The sequence below is a fragment of the Longispora urticae genome (assembly GCF_053902585.1).
Genome location: NZ_JAQZSH010000034.1, coordinates 62,276 through 78,714, shown reverse-complemented (window position 1 = coordinate 78,714; position 16,439 = coordinate 62,276). Strand labels below are relative to the sequence as shown.

The window sequence follows — 16,439 nt, the reverse complement described above, 5'->3', positions numbered from 1 at the left end:
CGCGCCCGCCACCCAGTCCCGCCGGCCCGCACCGGCGGGACGGGGCCGCGCCTCAGCTCCCGCCCGCCAGTTGTTCCGCGAAGAACGCCCGCAGCGGGTCCACATGCCGGTCCTGCCGCCGCCACTCCGCCAGCAGGTCCTCCAGCAGGTGCTTCTCGGTGACGAGCTTGCCGTGCGAGTACCGGCGGATCACCGGGTGGATGAACGCGCTCTCCTTGGCCCGGTCCGGTTCGGGGTGCCGTTCGATGGCGAACACGTCCCCGTACTCGTCGCGGCCCCAGCGCAGCGAGAACGCGTAGACGTGCGGCTCGTCGGCGAACCGGGCGGCGACGTAGTCCTCGGGCAGGTCGACGTGGTGCCGGACCTCGCCGGTGGCCTCGTCCACCACGAGCGCGTCGCAGAGGAACTCGAACTGGGTCCACAGCGCCGAGCTCCAGTTGACCCGGTCGAGGACGAGCGTGGTGAGCGCGTCCGGGTCGGCGGCCAGCACGTCGGGGGCGAGGGGCACGTCCTCGTACCGTTCCCGGAGCAGCCGGGTCAGGGTCCGCAGGTTGTACCGGAACCCGTCGATGAACGCCGAGGACGCCTTCTTGAAGTCGCGCGCCTGGGCGAGGGTACCGGCGAAGTACAGCCCGTCGACGTTCGTGGACTGCCAGTCGGGTCCGGTGGTGGGCATCCGCCCGCTGGCCACCAGTTCCGGCTGGCACCCGGGGTCGAACACGGAGGTGTCCATGGCGAAGCCGGTGCACCGCAGCACCGCCTCGTACTCCAGGGTCGCCGTCTCGCCGTCGGCGTGCGTGTAGGTGATGTCGACCTCGAAGTGGTCGCCGACGGGCCGGATCTCGTCGATGACGCAGTCCAGCACCGAGTGCAGGGTCTTGAACTGGTAGCTGTCCAGCACCGCACCGAACTGGCCGCGCACGTCGCCGGGGTGCTTGGTGTTCCAGGCCAGCCGCAGGGGCCGGGGGCTGGCCAGGTGCACCATCGCGGCGTGCCCGAGGATCGCCGACGCGGTCTCGAACGCCGAGTTGCCCTTGCCGATGATCATGACCCGCTTGTCGTCGTACTTCGCGGGGTCGGTCTCCATCACCTCGTACCCGACGGCGTGTTCGATGCCCTTGATCTGCGGGATGTTGGGCCTGCCCCAGCCGCTGGCCATGACCAGGCACTCGCAGCGCAGCACCCGGCCGGCGGTGTGCACGAGGAACCCGCCGCCCTCGATCCGCTCGACCCGCTCGACGTCCACCCCGAACCGGACGTTGAGCTGGTGGTACTTCTGGAAGTCGGCCAGGTACCGCACGATGTCGTCGGCGTGCGGGAAGTAGTCGGTGCTGTACCGGGTCGGGAACAGCAGGTCCGCGGGTTCGTGCAGCAACGAGTTCCAGTCCCAGCGCAGCCGGATCTCCGGGTCGGAACTGTGGGTGTGCACCTTGTTCAGCGAGATCAGTTTGCGGTGGCGGGGGTAGACCCGGAAGAACTCCGCCGGGGCGTCGGTCCGTTCCAGGGTGACGTAGTCGCTGCCGGTCTGGTGAAGGTAGTAGCTCAGCTGCACACCCGCCGGGCCCGCGCCGACAATGATGTACTGGTGGAATTCGTGGTCCGTGGTTCCGTCATCGCGTGACATGACAGCGACGATCGCGGATGTTTCCGCACGTGTCAACGCGCCGCACGTAGTCCGGACACAGTACGGCGACGACCACCCGGCCGGCAGGCCCCCTCGCCGCCGGGCCGGATGGTCGATCGAGACAGGGACGGGACTCGAACCCGCGATCTCCAGTTTTGCAGACTGGTGCCTTAGCCGCTCGGCCACCCTGTCGGGGAATTGTTTTATTGCACGCTGAATAGCGCATTGTCGAACACATGAAAAAACCGCCTCGGAACAATTCCGGGGCGGTGGTCGGCACAGGTCTCCCTATGTCGTCGACGGCTCCCGGAGGGGCAGACAACAGCGACAACCGTGCAGCTCAGCGACCAGTGCGAGCGCGTTGTGCGCCTCGCCGGTCATGCGGGCCGTCCGGTCCATCGTGGTCACCATTCTCTACTCGTCCTGCGGATAGCCAGAACAATACCGCCACGATTATGGGTACGCAATGGTGTTCGGCGAGCAATATCGAAAAGTCGCGCGTACGCGGGATGGCGCACGATGGGAGACGAATTAGGGTCGGGCGGGAGTGCACAGTGGACGCGGAGGAGGTCAGGTCATGCGGCACATCACCACCGACGCGCAGCTCGACCGGCTGCTGCCCGTCGACGAGGCGGTCCGGCTCCTGCGGCACGCGTTCCTGGCCCCCGGGCCCGCGGAGCGGCTGGCCGCGGCGGCCCTGCACCACGGCAGCACCCCGGCCGGCAGGTTCCTCGCCGCCGGCCTGGCGGGAGACGGCCCGCTGGCCAGGATCGTGTTCGACGACCTCACCGGCGCGGTCACCGGGCTGGTCGTCGGCGCCGGACTCGGCGACCTGCGGGCCGCAGCGACCTCGGTGCTCGCGGCCGAACACCTGATGGCGACCCGCCCGCACCGACTGACCGTCCTGGGCGCCGGCCGCCGGGCGTTCGCGCAGCTGCGCTTCCTGGCCGCCCGGCTCCGGCCGACGGAGATCCTGGTGCACGGGCCCGACTCCGACGCCTTCGTCACCCGGGCGCGGCAGGAACTGGGCCTCGCTCTCGTCGGGGTCCGGGATCCGGCGGCCGCGGTCCGGGGCGCGCGGCTCGTCGTCGCGGCGGCGGACGGGCCGGCACTCGACCCGGCGTGGCTCTCCCCGGGTACCCACGTCAGCCTCAGCCCGGTGGCCCGGGGCGGCGCGGCGGACACCCCGGCCTGGCTCCCGGCCCTCCTCGCCCGCGCGGACCGCACCGTCACCGACGCGCCCGCGCTGGCCCGGGCCCACCTCCGGGCCCTCGGCTCGACCGTGGAGCCGGAGGACCTCGCGGACCTCGTCGCCGGCCGCGCCCCGGTCGGCTCCCGGGCCGACGAGGTCACCGTTCTGCTGTCCTGCGGCCTGCCGGGCGGCGACGTCGCCCTGGCCGAGGGCACCCTGCGCCGGGCGGCCGGCCCGGTCGGGCACACCGCGCCCCGGCGGGCGCACCGGCGGGCCAACTACCGCAGACGGGCCTAGTCGCAGTACAGGCGGGCCTTGAGGGTCGTGGGGACCTGCGCCATCTCGGGTACGTCGCACAGCGAGCCGCTGCCGAGCACCACGCCCCGCCACGCGCCGTCGACCAGGCGCACCAGGATCTGCACCGGCCCGACCTCGGAGTCCAGCGACCCGACCGCCCAGCCGGCCTCGCACACCAGGCTGCCGGTCCGGACCTCCGCGCCGGCGGGCAGGCTGCCGTTGACCGCCTTCGCCGCCGCGAGCACCTCCGGGTGACTCGGGCACGGCACGGCGCTCGGACCAGGGCTCGCGGTCACCCGCTGCGTGGGCCGGGCGGCCGGCCCGGCGGGACCGCACCCGACGAGCCCGGCGAGGACGAGCGGAACAAGGACCACCGAGCTGGGCGTACGCATGCCCCGCACCCTAGTGCCCGTCGGCCGGGCGCAACCCGGACGGCCCCTCGCTCGTTGGACGCTACGGGCTCCCCGCGGGCCCGAAGACCGCGGGTCCACAGTGTCGAGGCTGTGGGCCCGTGGTCGTCCGCCCGCCGGTCCCCTTTGTCTCTTGGCCTCAGCCAAGCGTGTCTGTAGCGTGATCGGACAGTGACCGACGCTTTGGCGCACAGTCGCCGGCTGGCCGGGGGTGTGTCCGGATACCGGTGTACCGCGCCGCATCGGGCGCGGAGGACCAATGTCACAAGTGGTTACAGAACTCCGCGTACCGGTGGTAGGAACAGGCGACGCGCCGGCCACCGGGTGCGCGCCGGTACCGGCGCACGTCCCGCCGCACAGGCACAGGCTTCGACACCGCCCGCCGCGGCGTGGGGACGCGGCGGGTTACCGAGCACACGACGAGACCCGGGACGGCGACCATGACACGAGCCCTGAAGCAGACCCAGGCCCGCAAGATCAGAGTGCTGAGCAATCTCAACCAGCTGCGGAAGCAACCGCGGGAGTTCTTCGCCGCCATCGGCCGGCAGGTTCCCGACGGTGAGATCGGCGAGCTGCGTCTCGGCCCGGTCCGCGCGGTGCTGCTGACCGACCCCGACCACGTGCAGCGGATCTTCGTCACCGAGCGCGACCGGTACGACCGCACCGGCATGATGTGGAAGCCGATGACCCGGCTCAACGGCACCGGCCTCACGGGACACGGCGAACCGTGGAAGCGCAACCGGAGCGTGATGGCGCCGCTCTTCCAGCGCAGCCGGATCGAGAAGCTGGTCGAGATCATGGCGGTCGCGATCGACGAGGCGGTCACCGAACTCGGCGGGCGCGCGGCGGCGGGGGAGCAGCTCGACGGCCTGCGGGAGATGACCCGGATCGTGCACCGGGCGTTGATCCGCGCGTTCTTCGGCGACCGGATCGCCCTCACCGACGCCGACCGGCTGGGCGCCGCCATCGCCACCGCCTTCGGCGCCCTCGGTACCCGGATGCTGATGCCGTTCGTGCCGAACTCCGTGCGGATGCCGGGCGACGGCAGGTTCATGCGGGCCGTCCGCGAGGTCGACGACGTGATGTTCCCGCTGGTCCGGGAGTCCATGGCCGGTGACTCCCAGGGGGACGACATCGTGTCCTGGCTGATCCGGGACAGCCAGAAGCTCGACGAACCGCTCACGGAACGGGAGATCCGCGACAACATCGTCACGCTGTTCGTCGGCGGGACCGAGACCACGGCGCTGGCGCTCACCTGGCTGTGGGCCACCCTGGAGGCCTATCCCCAGGAGGCCGGGCGGCTGCTCACGGAGACCCGGCAGGCGGTCGGGAAGGACGTCCCGGGCCTGGAACACCTTCCCCGGCTCGACTACGCCCGACGGTCCCTGCAGGAGATCCTCCGGCTGTTCCCCGGCGGCTGGATCCTGCCCCGGGCCACCGTGACCGCCGATGTCATCGACGGGGTCGAGATCCGCCCGGGGGACACGGTGCTGACCAGCCCGTACCTGACCCACCGGATGGAGCGTCTCTGGCCCGACGCGGAGGTGTTCGACCCCGAGCGGTTCACCGCCGCGCAGGTCGCCGGGCGGCACAGGATGGCCTACATCCCGTTCGGCGCGGGCGAGCACCGGTGCCTCGGTGAGCACCTGTACCTCATGGAGGGACAGCTGATCATCGCCCGGCTGCTCCGGGACTTCACACCCTCGGTGACCAACCCGGACGACCTGGCCCCGCGCGCCGAGATCACCCTGCGCCCCAGGAACCGGGTGGACCTGAGGCTCACCCCCCGGGACTAGCGCATCACGAGCGCCGCGTGCCGGGCCGCGCGGATCACGGTGACCGGGGCGTAGAGGTCCTTGGCGTGCCACAGCGCGGGATACGCGCCCGGGTCGTCGTTCTCCGCCAGGAACGTCCGGCCCCGGGCGACGTGCGCCGCGTGTGCCGGGTCGCCGGAGCGCACCAGGACCTGCACCGCGTACGCGGTCTCCTCCACGGTGCCGGACCAGCGCCCCCACGAACCGTCCGGGCGCTGGTCGCCGGCCACCCAGCGGGCGGCGGCGGCCACGGCGGCGGTGGCGGTCGGGCCGCCATACGCGGCGAGGGCCAGGACACAGCAGGCCGTCGCGTAGTACGGGGACGCGTGCCACTTGTCGGTCCAGCTGCCGTCGGCGTCCTGGGTGGCCAGCAGCCAGTCCGTGACCATCGTGCGGGCGCCATCGAACCGGGGCGCGTCGTCCGGCCGGGCCGCCAGGTACGCGCCGAGCGCCTCCAGGACGTGCGCGTTGGTGCTGATCGACGGGTTGCGCTCGTCGGGGAAGCAGGTGAAGTACCCGTCCGTGCGGTAGTCGAGCAGGCTGTCGGGCCGGCGCACCCTGCCGTGCGCGGTGAGCGCGTGCAGCACGGCGGCGGTGTCGTCCGCGTCGCAGGGCAGGCCGGCGGCGGCGGGCGCCCCGTACTCCCCGAGGGCCGCGTCGAGACTGTCGAGGAGCTCCTCGGGCACGACGTAGGGGTCGGGTGTCAGGGCCAGGCTGTTGAGCACCCAGGACCGTTCGAAGAAGGTGATCGGGGTGACGCCGGGGACCGGGCCGCCGGCCGCGTCCTGGATCGCGTGCAGATAGCGGGCGGACGGTCCGTCGGGGTCGCCGTCGGGCCCGAGCCAGGCCGCCGTCGCGGCGGGGGAGCCGGCGACCGCGCCCTGGGAGGGTTCCGCGCCGCAGCGCCCGGCCGCGGCGCCGAGCACCTCCAGCGAGGCCCACAGTTTCACGGGCGCGTGGTGGCCCTGGTCGATCCTGTCCCGCAGCCGCAGCAACGACTTCTCCTCGATGCCGCGGGGCAGGCCGAGCCGCTCCGCCGCGGGCAGCCGGGCGTTGACGTCGGCGGTCAGGGCCGGCACCACGAGTTCGACCGCGATGGTGTCGGCGGGCGCCACGTCGGCGGCCAGCCACGACCGCAGCCGGTCCAGTCCGCGCCGGGCCGGCCCGGGGTGACCGGCCGCGAGCAGGCTCTCGACGGCACTGAGCGTGGGCACGTACCCGTAGCCGTCGGCCTGGCCCCAGGAGCCGTCCGGGGCCTGGCCGCGGAGCAGGAAGTCCACCCTGGCCTGGTGGCCGGCGAGCCGGGGGAGGAGCGAGACGAGTCGGGAGGTGTCGTAGACCGACGTGGACACCCGACTACCGTCGGTCATCATCGTGGTCAGCAGCATGTCTGCGTGGGGCACGGCGGACGCCTCTCGGGGACCAGAAGCCATCAATGTCACTGACAGTAGTGATCTGTTGTGGACAGAGTGAGTTTGGCACACCCGGCTTGTACCGAACAAGGGTGAAGTATCTTTCTGTCCGGTGTGGGTAGCGCCACGTGTTCCAAGGGGGAGTGACCTAAGTCTCATTCTGATTTTCTTCTGTCAGCGACCAGCTAATTTACTCAAGTCGATCATGTCTGTGACATGGCTCTGACCGTGACGTGCCGGCGGTCCATAATGGATTCGTGGGGTGTTGCCTTGGCTGACACTTGTCCCACTGATATCGTCTCCCCGGCTGATAAGCGCAATAATGTCGACTTCGTCGGGATGGTGGGATGAAGTTCCGCAGTACGCGGGTGCGGACCAAGGTCGTGGCACTGCTCCTCTCGCTTTTCGCGCTGTGGGCGTTCGCCGCCAGCGTGACGTTGCGGGAAGGTCTGGGCCTGCTGAACGTCAGCACTCTGAGCGATGGTCTGGGGAAGCCCACCGACGCACTCGTCTCCCAACTACAGCAGGAACGCCGGTTGTCCGTCGTGTACCTGGGCAACGGCAGCGCGGATCAGCGGTCCGCCCTCACCGCCCAGCGGACGCGGACCAACGAGGCGCGTGACACCTTCACCAAGCTCGCGGGTGGCAGCGACGTCCGGGGCGCCGCGAGCACCGCGCTCCAGCAGCGCATCGACGAGACGTTCAAGGGGCTCGAAAGCCTGCAGGGCACCCGGGACGCGATCGACGCCAGCAGCATCGACCGGGGGCGGGCCGCCACGGCGTACGGCGACATGATCTCCGCCGGCTTCCGGATCTACGGCTCGATCGCCAGTCTCGACGACCAGGAGATCGCCAAGCAGGCCCGGACCCTGATCGCCCTGAGCCACGCGCGTGAGGTCCTCTCCCAGGAGGACGCCCTGCTGGCCGGAGTCATCGCCGCCGGGAAGTTCGGCGGGACGGAACACCAGCAGTTCATCGTGCTCTCCGGTACCCAGCGCTTCCTGTTCGCCGAGGCCGCAGCGGAGTTGACGCCCAAGCACCGCGCCGCCTTCGAGAAGCTCGCCGCGGAGCAGGGCCTGAGCACGCTGAAGGCCCTCGAGGACCGGGTCATCGAGAAGGGCAAGGTCGGTGTCGCGCCGCCGGTCGAGGCCGCGGCCTGGAAGGCGACCACCGACCAGGCGATCGCGGACCTGCGGACCCTGGAACTCGGCGCCTCCGACGACCTGGTGGAGATCGCCAAGCCCGCCGCCGTCGGCGTCATCATCCGGCTGCTGCTCGCCGGCGGCCTCGGCCTGATCGCCGTCATCGCCTCCATCGTCATCTCCATCACCACGGCCCGTACCCTCGCCGCCCAGCTCACCCGGCTCCGCGAGGCCGCCTGGGAGCTGTCCACCACCCGGCTGCCGGGCGTGGTCGAGCGGCTCCGGCGCGGCGAGGAGGTCGACGTCTCCGTCGAGGCCCCGCCGCTGCCCACCGGTGACGACGAGATCGGGGCGCTCAGCCGCGCGTTCAACTCCGTCCAGCAGACCGCCGTCGAGACCGCCGTCGAACAGGCCGCGCTCCGCCAGGGTGTCCGCGACGTGTTCCTCAGCCTCGCCCGGCGGACCCAGGCACTGGTGCACCGCCAGCTCAAGCTCCTCGACGTGATGGAGCGGCGCGAGAAGAACAGCCCGGAGGAGCTGGCCGACCTGTTCCGGGTCGACCACCTCGCCACCCGGATGCGCCGCAACGCCGAGAACCTGATCGTCCTGTCGGGGGCCACCGCCGGCCGCGGCTGGCGCAACCCCGTCCCGCTGATGGACGTCGTCCGCGGCGCGCTCGCCGAGGTCGAGGACTACGAACGGGTCCGGGTCCTGCCGATCGGCCCGGTGGCCCTGGCCGGCCGCGCCGTCGGCGACGTGATCCACCTGCTCGCCGAGCTGATCGAGAACGCCACCGCCTACTCCCCGCCGGACACCCCGGTGCAGGTCACCGGCCAGCGGGTCGCGAACGGTTTCGTGATCGAGGTCGAGGACCGTGGCCTCGGGGTCAGCCCCGAGGACATGGAGGCGGCCAACGAGCGGATGAAGAACCCGCCGGAGTTCAAGCTGACCGGCAGCGCGCACCTCGGCCTGTACGTGGTCGGCAAGCTCGCCGGCCGGCACGACATCCAGGTCAGGCTCCGCGACTCGCCGTACGGCGGCACGACCGCGATCGTCCTCGTCCCCACGTCCCTCGTCGTGGACAGCCCGGACGAGCCGGCCACGAGCCCGTCCGTGGTCGAACCCGTGCGGATCGTGCCCGGGCCGCGCCCGGTCCGGACCCCGCACCGGACCCTGGAGGTCGTCCCCGCCCCGCGCGGGCCGATCCTGCCCGACCGGGGTCCCGAACCGGACATCGACGTCCACCAGCAGCCCGACACCCCCGAGTCCCAGGGAGGCGAGCCGGAGGTGCCAGAGTCCACACCGTCGGGGCTGCCCCGCCGGGTCCGCCAGGCCAGCCTGGCCGCCCCGCTGCGGGAGCAACCCGCCCCCGTCGTCGCTCCGGTCGCGGAGCCGACGGGTCGAGCACCCGAAGAGATCCGCTCGATGATCGGTTCCTACCAGCGGGCCACCCGCCGGGGCCGTCGCGAGGCGGAGAAGACACCGGAGACCCCGGCCCCGCCCGCCGAGGTCGACCAGCCCACCAGTTAGAACCGCACCCCGGGACCACCGGGGCCTCCTGGGGAGAAACATGGCACAGAAGACGAGTACGGTGCGGGATCTCGCCTGGCTGCTCGACGACCTGGTCGAACGGGTGGCACACGCCCGGCAGGCGGCGGTCCTGTCGGCGGACGGGCTGCTGATCGCCGCGTCCAGTGGACTCGACCGTGAGGACGCCGACCACCTGGCGGCCGTCGCGGCCGGGTTCCAGAGCCTCGCGCGGGGCGCGGGGCGGCACTTCGGCGGCGGCTCGGTGCGCCAGACCATCATCGAGATGGACTCGGCCTTCCTGTTCGTGATCGCCGCGGGGCACGGGGCCTGCCTGGCCGTCCTCGGCACCGAGGACGCCGACATCGGTCTCATCGCCTACGAGATGGCCATGCTGGTCGCCCGGGTCGGTCAGTACCTGGCCACCCCGTCGCGGACCACCGTCGTGGCTGAGGTCTGACCATGAACGAGTGGCTGGACGAGGACGCGGGGCCGGTCGTCCGGCCGTACGCGATGACCCGGGGTCGTACCCGGTCCTCCGCGGGGGAGTTCGACCTGATCGCGATCGTCGTCGCCACCGGCGCGGCCGCCGCCGGCCTGGAGCCGGAGCACGTCTCCATCCTGGAGCTGTGCGGGGCGCCGTTGTCGGTGGCCGAGATCTCGGCGCACCTGGACCTGCCGGTCGGCATCGTCCGGGTGTTCCTCGGTGACCTGCTCACCGCCGGGCTGATCCAGACCCGGGCGCCGCAGCCGGTCGCGGACATGCCGAGCCGGCGGACCCTCCTGGCGGTGATCGATGGTCTCCGTGCCCTCTGACGTCGAGCCGCTGCCCACCGCGATCAAGATCCTGGTCGCAGGCGGGTTCGGCGCGGGGAAGACGACGCTCGTCGGCGCGGTCAGCGAGATCCGGCCGCTGCGGACCGAGGAGACCATCACGGAGGAGAGCGTCGGGATCGACGACCTGTCCGGGGTGGAGCGCAAGGAGACCACCACGGTCGCGATGGACTTCGGTCGGATCACGATCAACCCCGAGCTGGTGCTGTACCTGTTCGGCACGCCCGGCCAGGACCGGTTCTGGTTCGTGTGGGACGAACTGGCCCTCGGCGCGGTCGGCGCGGTCGTGCTGGCCGACACCCGCCGGCTGCCCGGCTGCTTCCCGTCGATCGACTACTTCGAGCGCCGGGGCACGCCGTTCATCGTCGCGGTGAACTGCTTCGACGGCGCGGACCGGCACGACCCGGACGAGGTGCGGGCGGCGCTCGACCTCGACCCGGTGGTACCGGTGGTGCTGTGCGACGCCCGGGTGCGGGAGTCCAGCAAAGAGGTCCTGATCACGCTGGTCGAGCACGTGGTCAACTCCACGCCCGCGTACGCCTGACCGGCGCCGACGGACGTGTCCAGGCCGGGTCGGGTGGGACGACACCGACCTGGACAGCTCCGGTACCCGTCAGATGTAGTAGGTGTTCGGTTCCTGGCCGCACAGGATGCGGCCGTAGAGCTCGGCGTTGACGTCCGGGATCATGATCGCGTGCAGGCTCACGGTCCGCAGGTCGTTGAGCACCCGGTGCACGGGGACCTTGGTGTACGCCGAGGAGCCGCCGCTGGCCGCGGTGAGGATGTCCGCCGCCTCGTTGGTCAGCTTCACCGCCGCGCCCTCGTCGCCGCGGATGCGGGCGCGTTCGGTGAGGTCGAAGGCGTCCCCTGAGGCGCACTTCGCGTCGACCGTGTCAGCCAGCCGGAACGCGTGGAACTCCGCCTCGTCGATCTTGTTGACGGCCTCGGCGATCCGCAGGTGGGTCACCGGCGCGGCGGCCAGGTCCGGGCCCAGCGTGTAGGTGGCCTTGCGGCCGGGCAGCCGCTCGAAGAACGAGTCCCGGATCGCCTTGGCCATGCCGAGAACGACGCCGACGGTGGCGGCCGTGCCCACGCTGATGAACGGGGCCCGGTACATCGGGACGCCGGCGTTGAGCGCCGAGGCCGACTGGCTGTTCACCACCGCGGGCACCGGGAGGACGCGCTCCTGCGGGACGAACAGGTCCTTCGCGGTCGTGGTGACGCTGCCGGAGCCGCGCAGGCCGTGGGTGTGCCAGTCGTCGGTGATCACCAGGTCGGCGACCCGCACCGGGGCCATCACCGGGTACGGCTCCCCGGCCGGGTCGAAGAAGATCGCCGAGATCTGCTGCCACTGGCTGCTCAGGGCACCGCTGATGGACGGCCACGAGCCGTTGACCAGGATGCCGCCCTCGACGGGTACGGCCGTCGCGGTGCCCGGCCCGAGGGTGGCGCAGGCCTGCACGTCGGGGTTCTCGAACACCTCGTCCTGGACGGCGTCCGGGAACAGGCCGACGGACCAGGTGGAGATCCAGGAGCAGGCGACCACCCAGGCCGCGGACCCGTCGAGCTGGGCGATCGCGTCGGACACCTCGACCAGGGTCCGCGCGTCGCTCTCGTAGCCCCCGTAGCGCTTCGGGACCCGCAGCCGGAACAGACCCGCGTCGGTCAACGCCTTGATGGACTCCTCGTGCACCCGGCGGTTGTCCGACGACCACTCGGCGTTGGACCGGAGGACGGGCGCGATCTCGGAAACCCGCCGCAGCAGTTCTTCGCGGGACGGGACGGCGACAGTGGACATGGTCTCTCCTTCATGGACTGTGGACAGTTCTGGAAATCCCCTCGAAAGCATTGCCCCAACGCGGTGGCCGCGCTTCTCCCGTGTTGCCTGATCCGCCGGATGTGCGAACGGCGGTCCGACCGCGCCGGTGCGGTGCGACGGGAGGGCACGATGGAGGAAGCCTGCGGGCGTTTCGTTCCCCGATGATTGCCTGGCGTAACGAATCGGACACCGAACTACCGATGTGCTCCGGTCGCGAGGAAGAGGAGTGAAACGTGACGACGAACAGTGAGGCGGCCGCGGCCGTCCCGACCGACGCCGAGCTCGCGGCATCGTTGGGCGGGGACTTCCGCAGCGACTTTGTCACCGTGGACGGGCTGCGCCTGCACTACGTCGCCGGCGGGAGCGGAGCGCCGCTGCTCCTGTTGCCCGGCTGGCCCCAGACCTGGTGGGAGTTCCGCAAGGTGATGCCCGCGCTCGCCGCGTCCGGCCGCCGGGTCATCGCGGTGGACCTGCCCGGCATGGGCGGTTCGGACAAGCCGGCCACCGGTTACGACAAGAAGTCGATCGCGCGGGTCCTGCACGGGTTCGTCCGGGCGCTCGGCTACGACCAGGTGGACATCGCCGGCCACGACGTCGGTTCGCAGGTCGCGTTCAGCTTCGCGGCCAACCACCCGGAGGCCACCCGCAAGGTCGCGATGCTGGACATCCTGCACCCGGACCCGTCGCTGTACGAGCTGCGGATGCTGCCGGTGCCGGGCATGCCGTTCTTCCCGTGGTGGTTCGCCTTCAACAGCGTCCCCGGCCTGCCCGAGCAGCTGCTGGCCGGGCGTGCCCGGGTCCTCGTCGACTGGGTCTTCGACAACTTCCTGCTGGACCAGGGCGCGGTGACCGAGCTGGACCGGGCGGTGTTCGCGCGGGCCTACGACTCCGCGGACGCGATCCGCGGCGGCAACGGCTGGTACCAGACGTTCGGCCAGGACATCGTCGACCTCGCGTCCTACGGCAAGGTGACCGCCCCGATCCTCGGGCTCGTCTCCAACCTCGGCGACGGCATGTTCGCCGCGATGATGCAGGGCACGCTCTCCACCCAGGGCGACGACGTGAAGATCGTCGTCGTCAAGGACGCGGGCCACTACTTCGTCGACGAGGCGCCGCAGACCGTCATCGACGAGCTCACCGAGTTCTTCGCGTAGTCCAGAAGCCTTCCACCCGCAGAGATGGAGTGACACCGTGACTGTGACCCTGGGATTCATCGGCAGCGGCATGATCGGCGGCGCGCTGGCCCGCCTCGCCGTCGCCGCGGGCATGAACGTCGTGATGAGCAACTCCCGTGGCCCCGGGACCCTCGCCGACCTCGTCGCCGAGCTGGGCCCGCGCGCCCGGGCGGCGACGGCGGCGGAGGCCGCGCGGGCCGGCGACATCGTCGTGACGGCCGTGCCGCAGCTCGCCTACCACCAGCTTCCGGCGGACGCCCTGGCCGGCAAGACCGTGATCGACACCCTGAACTACTACCCGGACCTGCGCGACCTGCGCATCCCGGAGCTGGACTCGGACGAGCTGACCTCCAGCGGTCTTCTACAGCGGCACCTGGCCGGCTCGCGGGTGGTCAAGGCGTTCAACAACGTCGACTGTCTCCGGCTGGTCAGCCTCGCCCGGCCGTCCGGAGCCGTCGACCGCACCGCCGTGCCCGTGGCGGGGGACGACCCGGAGGCCAAGGCGGAGGTGGTGCGGCTGGTGGACGCCCTGGGCTTCGACGCGGTGGACATCGGCACGCTCGCCGAGAGCTGGCGCAGCGAACCCAACACGCCCGTGTACATCGTGCCCTACTTCCCCGCGGAGCCGGCGGGGCTGAGCCCGGCGGAGTTCTCGCAGTGGTTCCGCGCCGCCCCAGGCGTACCGGTGTCGGCCGACCGGGTCAAGGCACTGACCTACGCCGCCGTCCGTGGCCCGGCGGGCGGTGACCGCGGCTTCGGCTGAGCCGACCGCGGGGTGGTGGGGCTTCCGCGCGGTCAGCGGAGGCCCGGGCGACGAGGGAACTCGGCAGCCGGGTCGTCCCATTCCCAAGAGTTCAGACCCGAGAGGAGAACGCACATGCGTGCAATTGTCGTGTACCAGACGGGCGGTCCCGAGGTACTGACGCCGACCGAGTGGGCCACCCCGGCTCCCGGCCCCGGCCAGGTGCTGATCGACGTCGCCGCCATCGGCGTCAACTACCACGACCTCTACGAGCGGAGTGCCCTCTACCCGCGCGAGGTGCCCTTCCTGCCGGGTCTCGAGTGCGCGGGGACCGTGGCGGCACTGGGTGCCGGGGTCACCGGGATCGCGGTCGGGGACCTGGTCGTCACGATGGAGGCGTCGCCGGGGGCGTACGCCGAGCGGGTCGTCGCGCCCGCCGACCGGGTGGTGCCGGTGCCCGCCGGAGTGACCGCCGAGCAGGCCGCCGCCGTGTACCTGCAGGGCCTGACGGCCCACTACCTGACCCGGGACAGCCGACCCGTGCGCCCGGGGGAGACGGTTCTGGTGCACGCGGCGGCGGGTGGGCTCGGTCTGCTGCTCACCCAGCTGCTCCGGCGGGACGGCGCCCGCGTGATCGGGACGGTGTCCAGCGCGGCCAAGGAGGCGGCGGCCCGGGAGGCGGGTGCGCACGAGGTCATCCGCTACACGGAGGTCGACTTCGTCGCCGAGATCGGCAGGCTGACCGAGGGCAGGGGCGTCGACGTCGTCTACGACGGGGTCGGCGAGGCGACCTTCGCCGGGAGCGTCAGGTCCCTGCGCCCGGGAGGAACGCTGCTGCACTTCGGCCAGCCCAGCGGCTGGGCGCGGCCCGAGGACGTGGAGGCGGGCAGGTCGGCTCCCATCGAGCTGATCCAACCGTCCGTCGTGGACTTCATCGTCACCCGGGAGGCCCTGGTCGCCCGTGCCGAGGACATCTTCTCCTGGCTGCTCAAGGGTGAGGTGACCCTGCACGAGGGCCAGAAGTACCCGCTGGCGGACGCGGTCGCCGCGCACTCGGCCCTCGAGGCGCGCGGGACGATCGGCAAGGTGCTGCTGGTGCCCTGACCGGGACGCACGGGTACGGCCCTCGGTGGACTCCACGGAGGGCCGTACCCGTGTGGTCGGCCCCGGGAGGGCCGTACCCGTGTGGTCAGTCCTGGCGGGTCAGCACGAACAGCGGGATCCGCCGCGCGGTACGGGCCGGGAAGTCGGCGATGTGCGGGAACTCCTCGACCAGCCTGCCCCACAGCTCGGTGTGGGCCTCGCCGGCCACCTCCTCGGCGTGGACGGCGAACGTCTCCGTACCCAGCTCGACGGTGGTCCTGGGGTTGGCCTTCAGGTTGTGGTACCAGCCGGGGTGCCGTGCCGAGCCGCCGTTGGAGGCGATGATCGCGAAGCGGCCGTCCCCCTGGGTGGAGCAGCCCACCGGCGAGACGCGCCGGATGCCGGACGTGGCGCCGACGTGGTGGAGGAGGAGCAGGGTGAACTCCGCGAAGTCCCCGCCGACCCGCCCCCCGTTCGCCCGGAACTCCTCGATGATCCGGGCGTTGAAGTCCGCCATGACGCCTCCTACCGGAATTTCCCGAAGCCCATGGAGATGTTGTGCAGCTCCATGGTGGTGGGGAACATGTGTGTGGGACGCTGGGGCCAGCCGGGCGGGGAGTCCTCCCATTCCTCGCGCCTGCCGTACACGGTGAGGTCGAGGATGCCGGTGACGAACACGTGCCGTTCGATGCCGCGGCCGGTGGTGCTGTACGTCCGGTAGACGTGCGCGCCGTCCCGCAGGAAGACGTTGATCATGAACCCTCCGCCGGCACCGGTGTCGCGGGCGAAGGTCGTCCCGTGCGAGGACACGATCGGCAGGGTCCAGCCCATCCGGGCCCGGTACCTCTCGATCTGCGCGAGCGGCATCGCCGACACCGTCAGGTACGTGACGCCCTGGTCGGCCAGCAGCTCCGGCGCGTTCGGCGGGACGTTGTTCGTGAACCACGTGCAGCCCGGGCAGTAGTGGTCCGGGCCGTTGTTCATGAACTGGTAGACCACCAGCTCGTCGCGCCCGTCGAACAGGTCGAGCAGGGTCCTGGGGCCGTCGGGCGCCTCGAACACGTACCCGGTGTCGCACTCGACCATCGGGAGCCGCCGCCGGCGCGCGGCGAGCGCGTCGAGCGTGCGGGTGGCCTCCTTCTCCGCCACGAGCAGCTCGTCCCGTGCCTTCTGCCATTCCCGCTCCGAGACGACTTCCGGTTTCACCATGCGTCGATTGTAGGGCGGCATAGATGGTTATCGTCCTTTGCTGCGAGGTTGAGCACTGTGGGAGAACGGGGCGCGCCAGATCGGCGGTTCCGGCTCAGGTGCAACCGGATGGTTGCTAAAGTGGGGTGACCGGTCGGTGGAGGCTGGACCCGGGGTCCG

At 71.4% G+C, this 16,439-nt stretch carries 15 protein-coding genes and 1 tRNA gene; 9 read left to right on the top strand and 7 right to left on the bottom strand.

All coding sequences use genetic code 11. The features are described from left to right. Positions 1 to 52 precede the first annotated feature (52 nt). Together PT931_RS22405 and PT931_RS22400 are read right to left on the bottom strand one after the other, a co-directional pair. Positions 53 to 1,624 (bottom strand): NAD(P)-binding domain-containing protein, encoded by a 1,572-nt coding sequence (locus PT931_RS22405; protein WP_456247725.1) that lies wholly within the window; start codon positions 1,622 to 1,624, stop codon positions 53 to 55. Between the two features lie 119 nt (positions 1,625 to 1,743). Beyond that, positions 1,744 to 1,816 (bottom strand) — tRNA-Cys (locus PT931_RS22400). Positions 1,817 to 2,201: 385 nt separating this feature from the next. Between PT931_RS22400 and PT931_RS22395 the strand changes: the two genes are divergently transcribed. Beyond that, a complete protein-coding gene (locus tag PT931_RS22395) occupies positions 2,202 to 3,113 on the top strand; it encodes a hypothetical protein (protein ID WP_456247724.1) in 912 nt (303 codons plus the stop codon). On the opposite strand, the gene PT931_RS22390 is transcribed toward PT931_RS22395, so the two are convergent. Continuing rightward, complete coding sequence (locus tag PT931_RS22390) at positions 3,110 to 3,505, bottom strand: hypothetical protein (protein WP_456247723.1); 396 nt, start codon at positions 3,503 to 3,505, stop codon at positions 3,110 to 3,112. The genes PT931_RS22395 and PT931_RS22390 overlap by 4 nt on opposite strands. Positions 3,506 to 3,963: 458 nt before the next feature. Here PT931_RS22390 and PT931_RS22385 point away from each other — a divergent pair, with 458 nt between their 5' ends. Further along, positions 3,964 to 5,319 carry a cytochrome P450 gene (locus PT931_RS22385; RefSeq protein WP_456247722.1) on the top strand — a complete coding sequence of 452 codons (1,356 nt, stop codon included), beginning with the start codon at positions 3,964 to 3,966 and terminating at the stop codon, positions 5,317 to 5,319. On the opposite strand, the gene PT931_RS22380 is transcribed toward PT931_RS22385, so the two are convergent. Further along, positions 5,316 to 6,740 carry a prenyltransferase gene (locus PT931_RS22380; RefSeq protein ID WP_456247721.1) on the bottom strand — a complete coding sequence of 475 codons (1,425 nt, stop codon included), beginning with the start codon at positions 6,738 to 6,740 and terminating at the stop codon, positions 5,316 to 5,318. The genes PT931_RS22385 and PT931_RS22380 overlap by 4 nt on opposite strands. A gap of 356 nt (positions 6,741 to 7,096) precedes the next feature. On the opposite strand from PT931_RS22380, the gene PT931_RS22375 reads away from it, so the two are divergent. The 4 genes from PT931_RS22375 to PT931_RS22360 are packed head-to-tail and all read left to right on the top strand — an operon-like array spanning position 7,097 to position 10,796. Then, positions 7,097 to 9,421, top strand: coding sequence for a nitrate- and nitrite sensing domain-containing protein (locus PT931_RS22375; protein ID WP_456247720.1), 2,325 nt, complete (start codon positions 7,097 to 7,099; stop codon positions 9,419 to 9,421). A 40-nt stretch (positions 9,422 to 9,461) separates the two neighbouring features. Further along, complete coding sequence (locus PT931_RS22370) at positions 9,462 to 9,878, top strand: roadblock/LC7 domain-containing protein (RefSeq protein WP_456247719.1); 417 nt, start codon at positions 9,462 to 9,464, stop codon at positions 9,876 to 9,878. A gap of 2 nt (positions 9,879 to 9,880) precedes the next feature. Beyond that, positions 9,881 to 10,234, top strand: coding sequence for a DUF742 domain-containing protein (locus tag PT931_RS22365; protein WP_456247718.1), 354 nt, complete (start codon positions 9,881 to 9,883; stop codon positions 10,232 to 10,234). Next, positions 10,215 to 10,796 (top strand): GTP-binding protein, encoded by a 582-nt coding sequence (locus PT931_RS22360; protein WP_456247717.1) that lies wholly within the window; start codon positions 10,215 to 10,217, stop codon positions 10,794 to 10,796. Before PT931_RS22365 ends, PT931_RS22360 begins: the two co-directional genes overlap by 20 nt. Before the next feature lie 69 nt (positions 10,797 to 10,865). Here PT931_RS22360 and PT931_RS22355 read toward each other — a convergent pair whose 3' ends face one another. Further along, on the bottom strand, positions 10,866 to 12,050 hold the full coding sequence (locus PT931_RS22355) for an acyl-CoA dehydrogenase family protein (RefSeq protein ID WP_456247716.1): 1,185 nt from the start codon (positions 12,048 to 12,050) through the stop codon (positions 10,866 to 10,868). A 254-nt stretch (positions 12,051 to 12,304) separates the two neighbouring features. On the opposite strand from PT931_RS22355, the gene PT931_RS22350 reads away from it, so the two are divergent. The 3 genes from PT931_RS22350 to PT931_RS22340 all read left to right on the top strand — a co-directional run bounded on the left by PT931_RS22350 (position 12,305) and on the right by PT931_RS22340 (position 15,092). Next, a complete protein-coding gene (locus tag PT931_RS22350) occupies positions 12,305 to 13,225 on the top strand; it encodes an alpha/beta fold hydrolase (RefSeq protein WP_456247715.1) in 921 nt (306 codons plus the stop codon). A gap of 37 nt (positions 13,226 to 13,262) precedes the next feature. Beyond that, positions 13,263 to 14,009, top strand: a complete 747-nt coding sequence (locus tag PT931_RS22345; protein WP_456247714.1) for an NADPH-dependent F420 reductase — start codon at positions 13,263 to 13,265, stop codon at positions 14,007 to 14,009. Positions 14,010 to 14,123: 114 nt separating this feature from the next. After that, on the top strand, positions 14,124 to 15,092 hold the full coding sequence (locus PT931_RS22340) for a quinone oxidoreductase family protein (protein WP_456247713.1): 969 nt from the start codon (positions 14,124 to 14,126) through the stop codon (positions 15,090 to 15,092). Between the two features lie 85 nt (positions 15,093 to 15,177). Here the strand turns inward: PT931_RS22340 and PT931_RS22335 are convergent, their stop codons facing one another. Together PT931_RS22335 and PT931_RS22330 are read right to left on the bottom strand one after the other, a co-directional pair. Further along, a complete protein-coding gene (locus tag PT931_RS22335) occupies positions 15,178 to 15,588 on the bottom strand; it encodes a nitroreductase family deazaflavin-dependent oxidoreductase (protein ID WP_456247712.1) in 411 nt (136 codons plus the stop codon). Between the two features lie 8 nt (positions 15,589 to 15,596). After that, on the bottom strand, positions 15,597 to 16,280 hold the full coding sequence (locus PT931_RS22330; RefSeq protein WP_456247711.1) for a DUF899 family protein: 684 nt from the start codon (positions 16,278 to 16,280) through the stop codon (positions 15,597 to 15,599). Between the last annotated feature and the right edge of the window lie 159 nt (positions 16,281 to 16,439).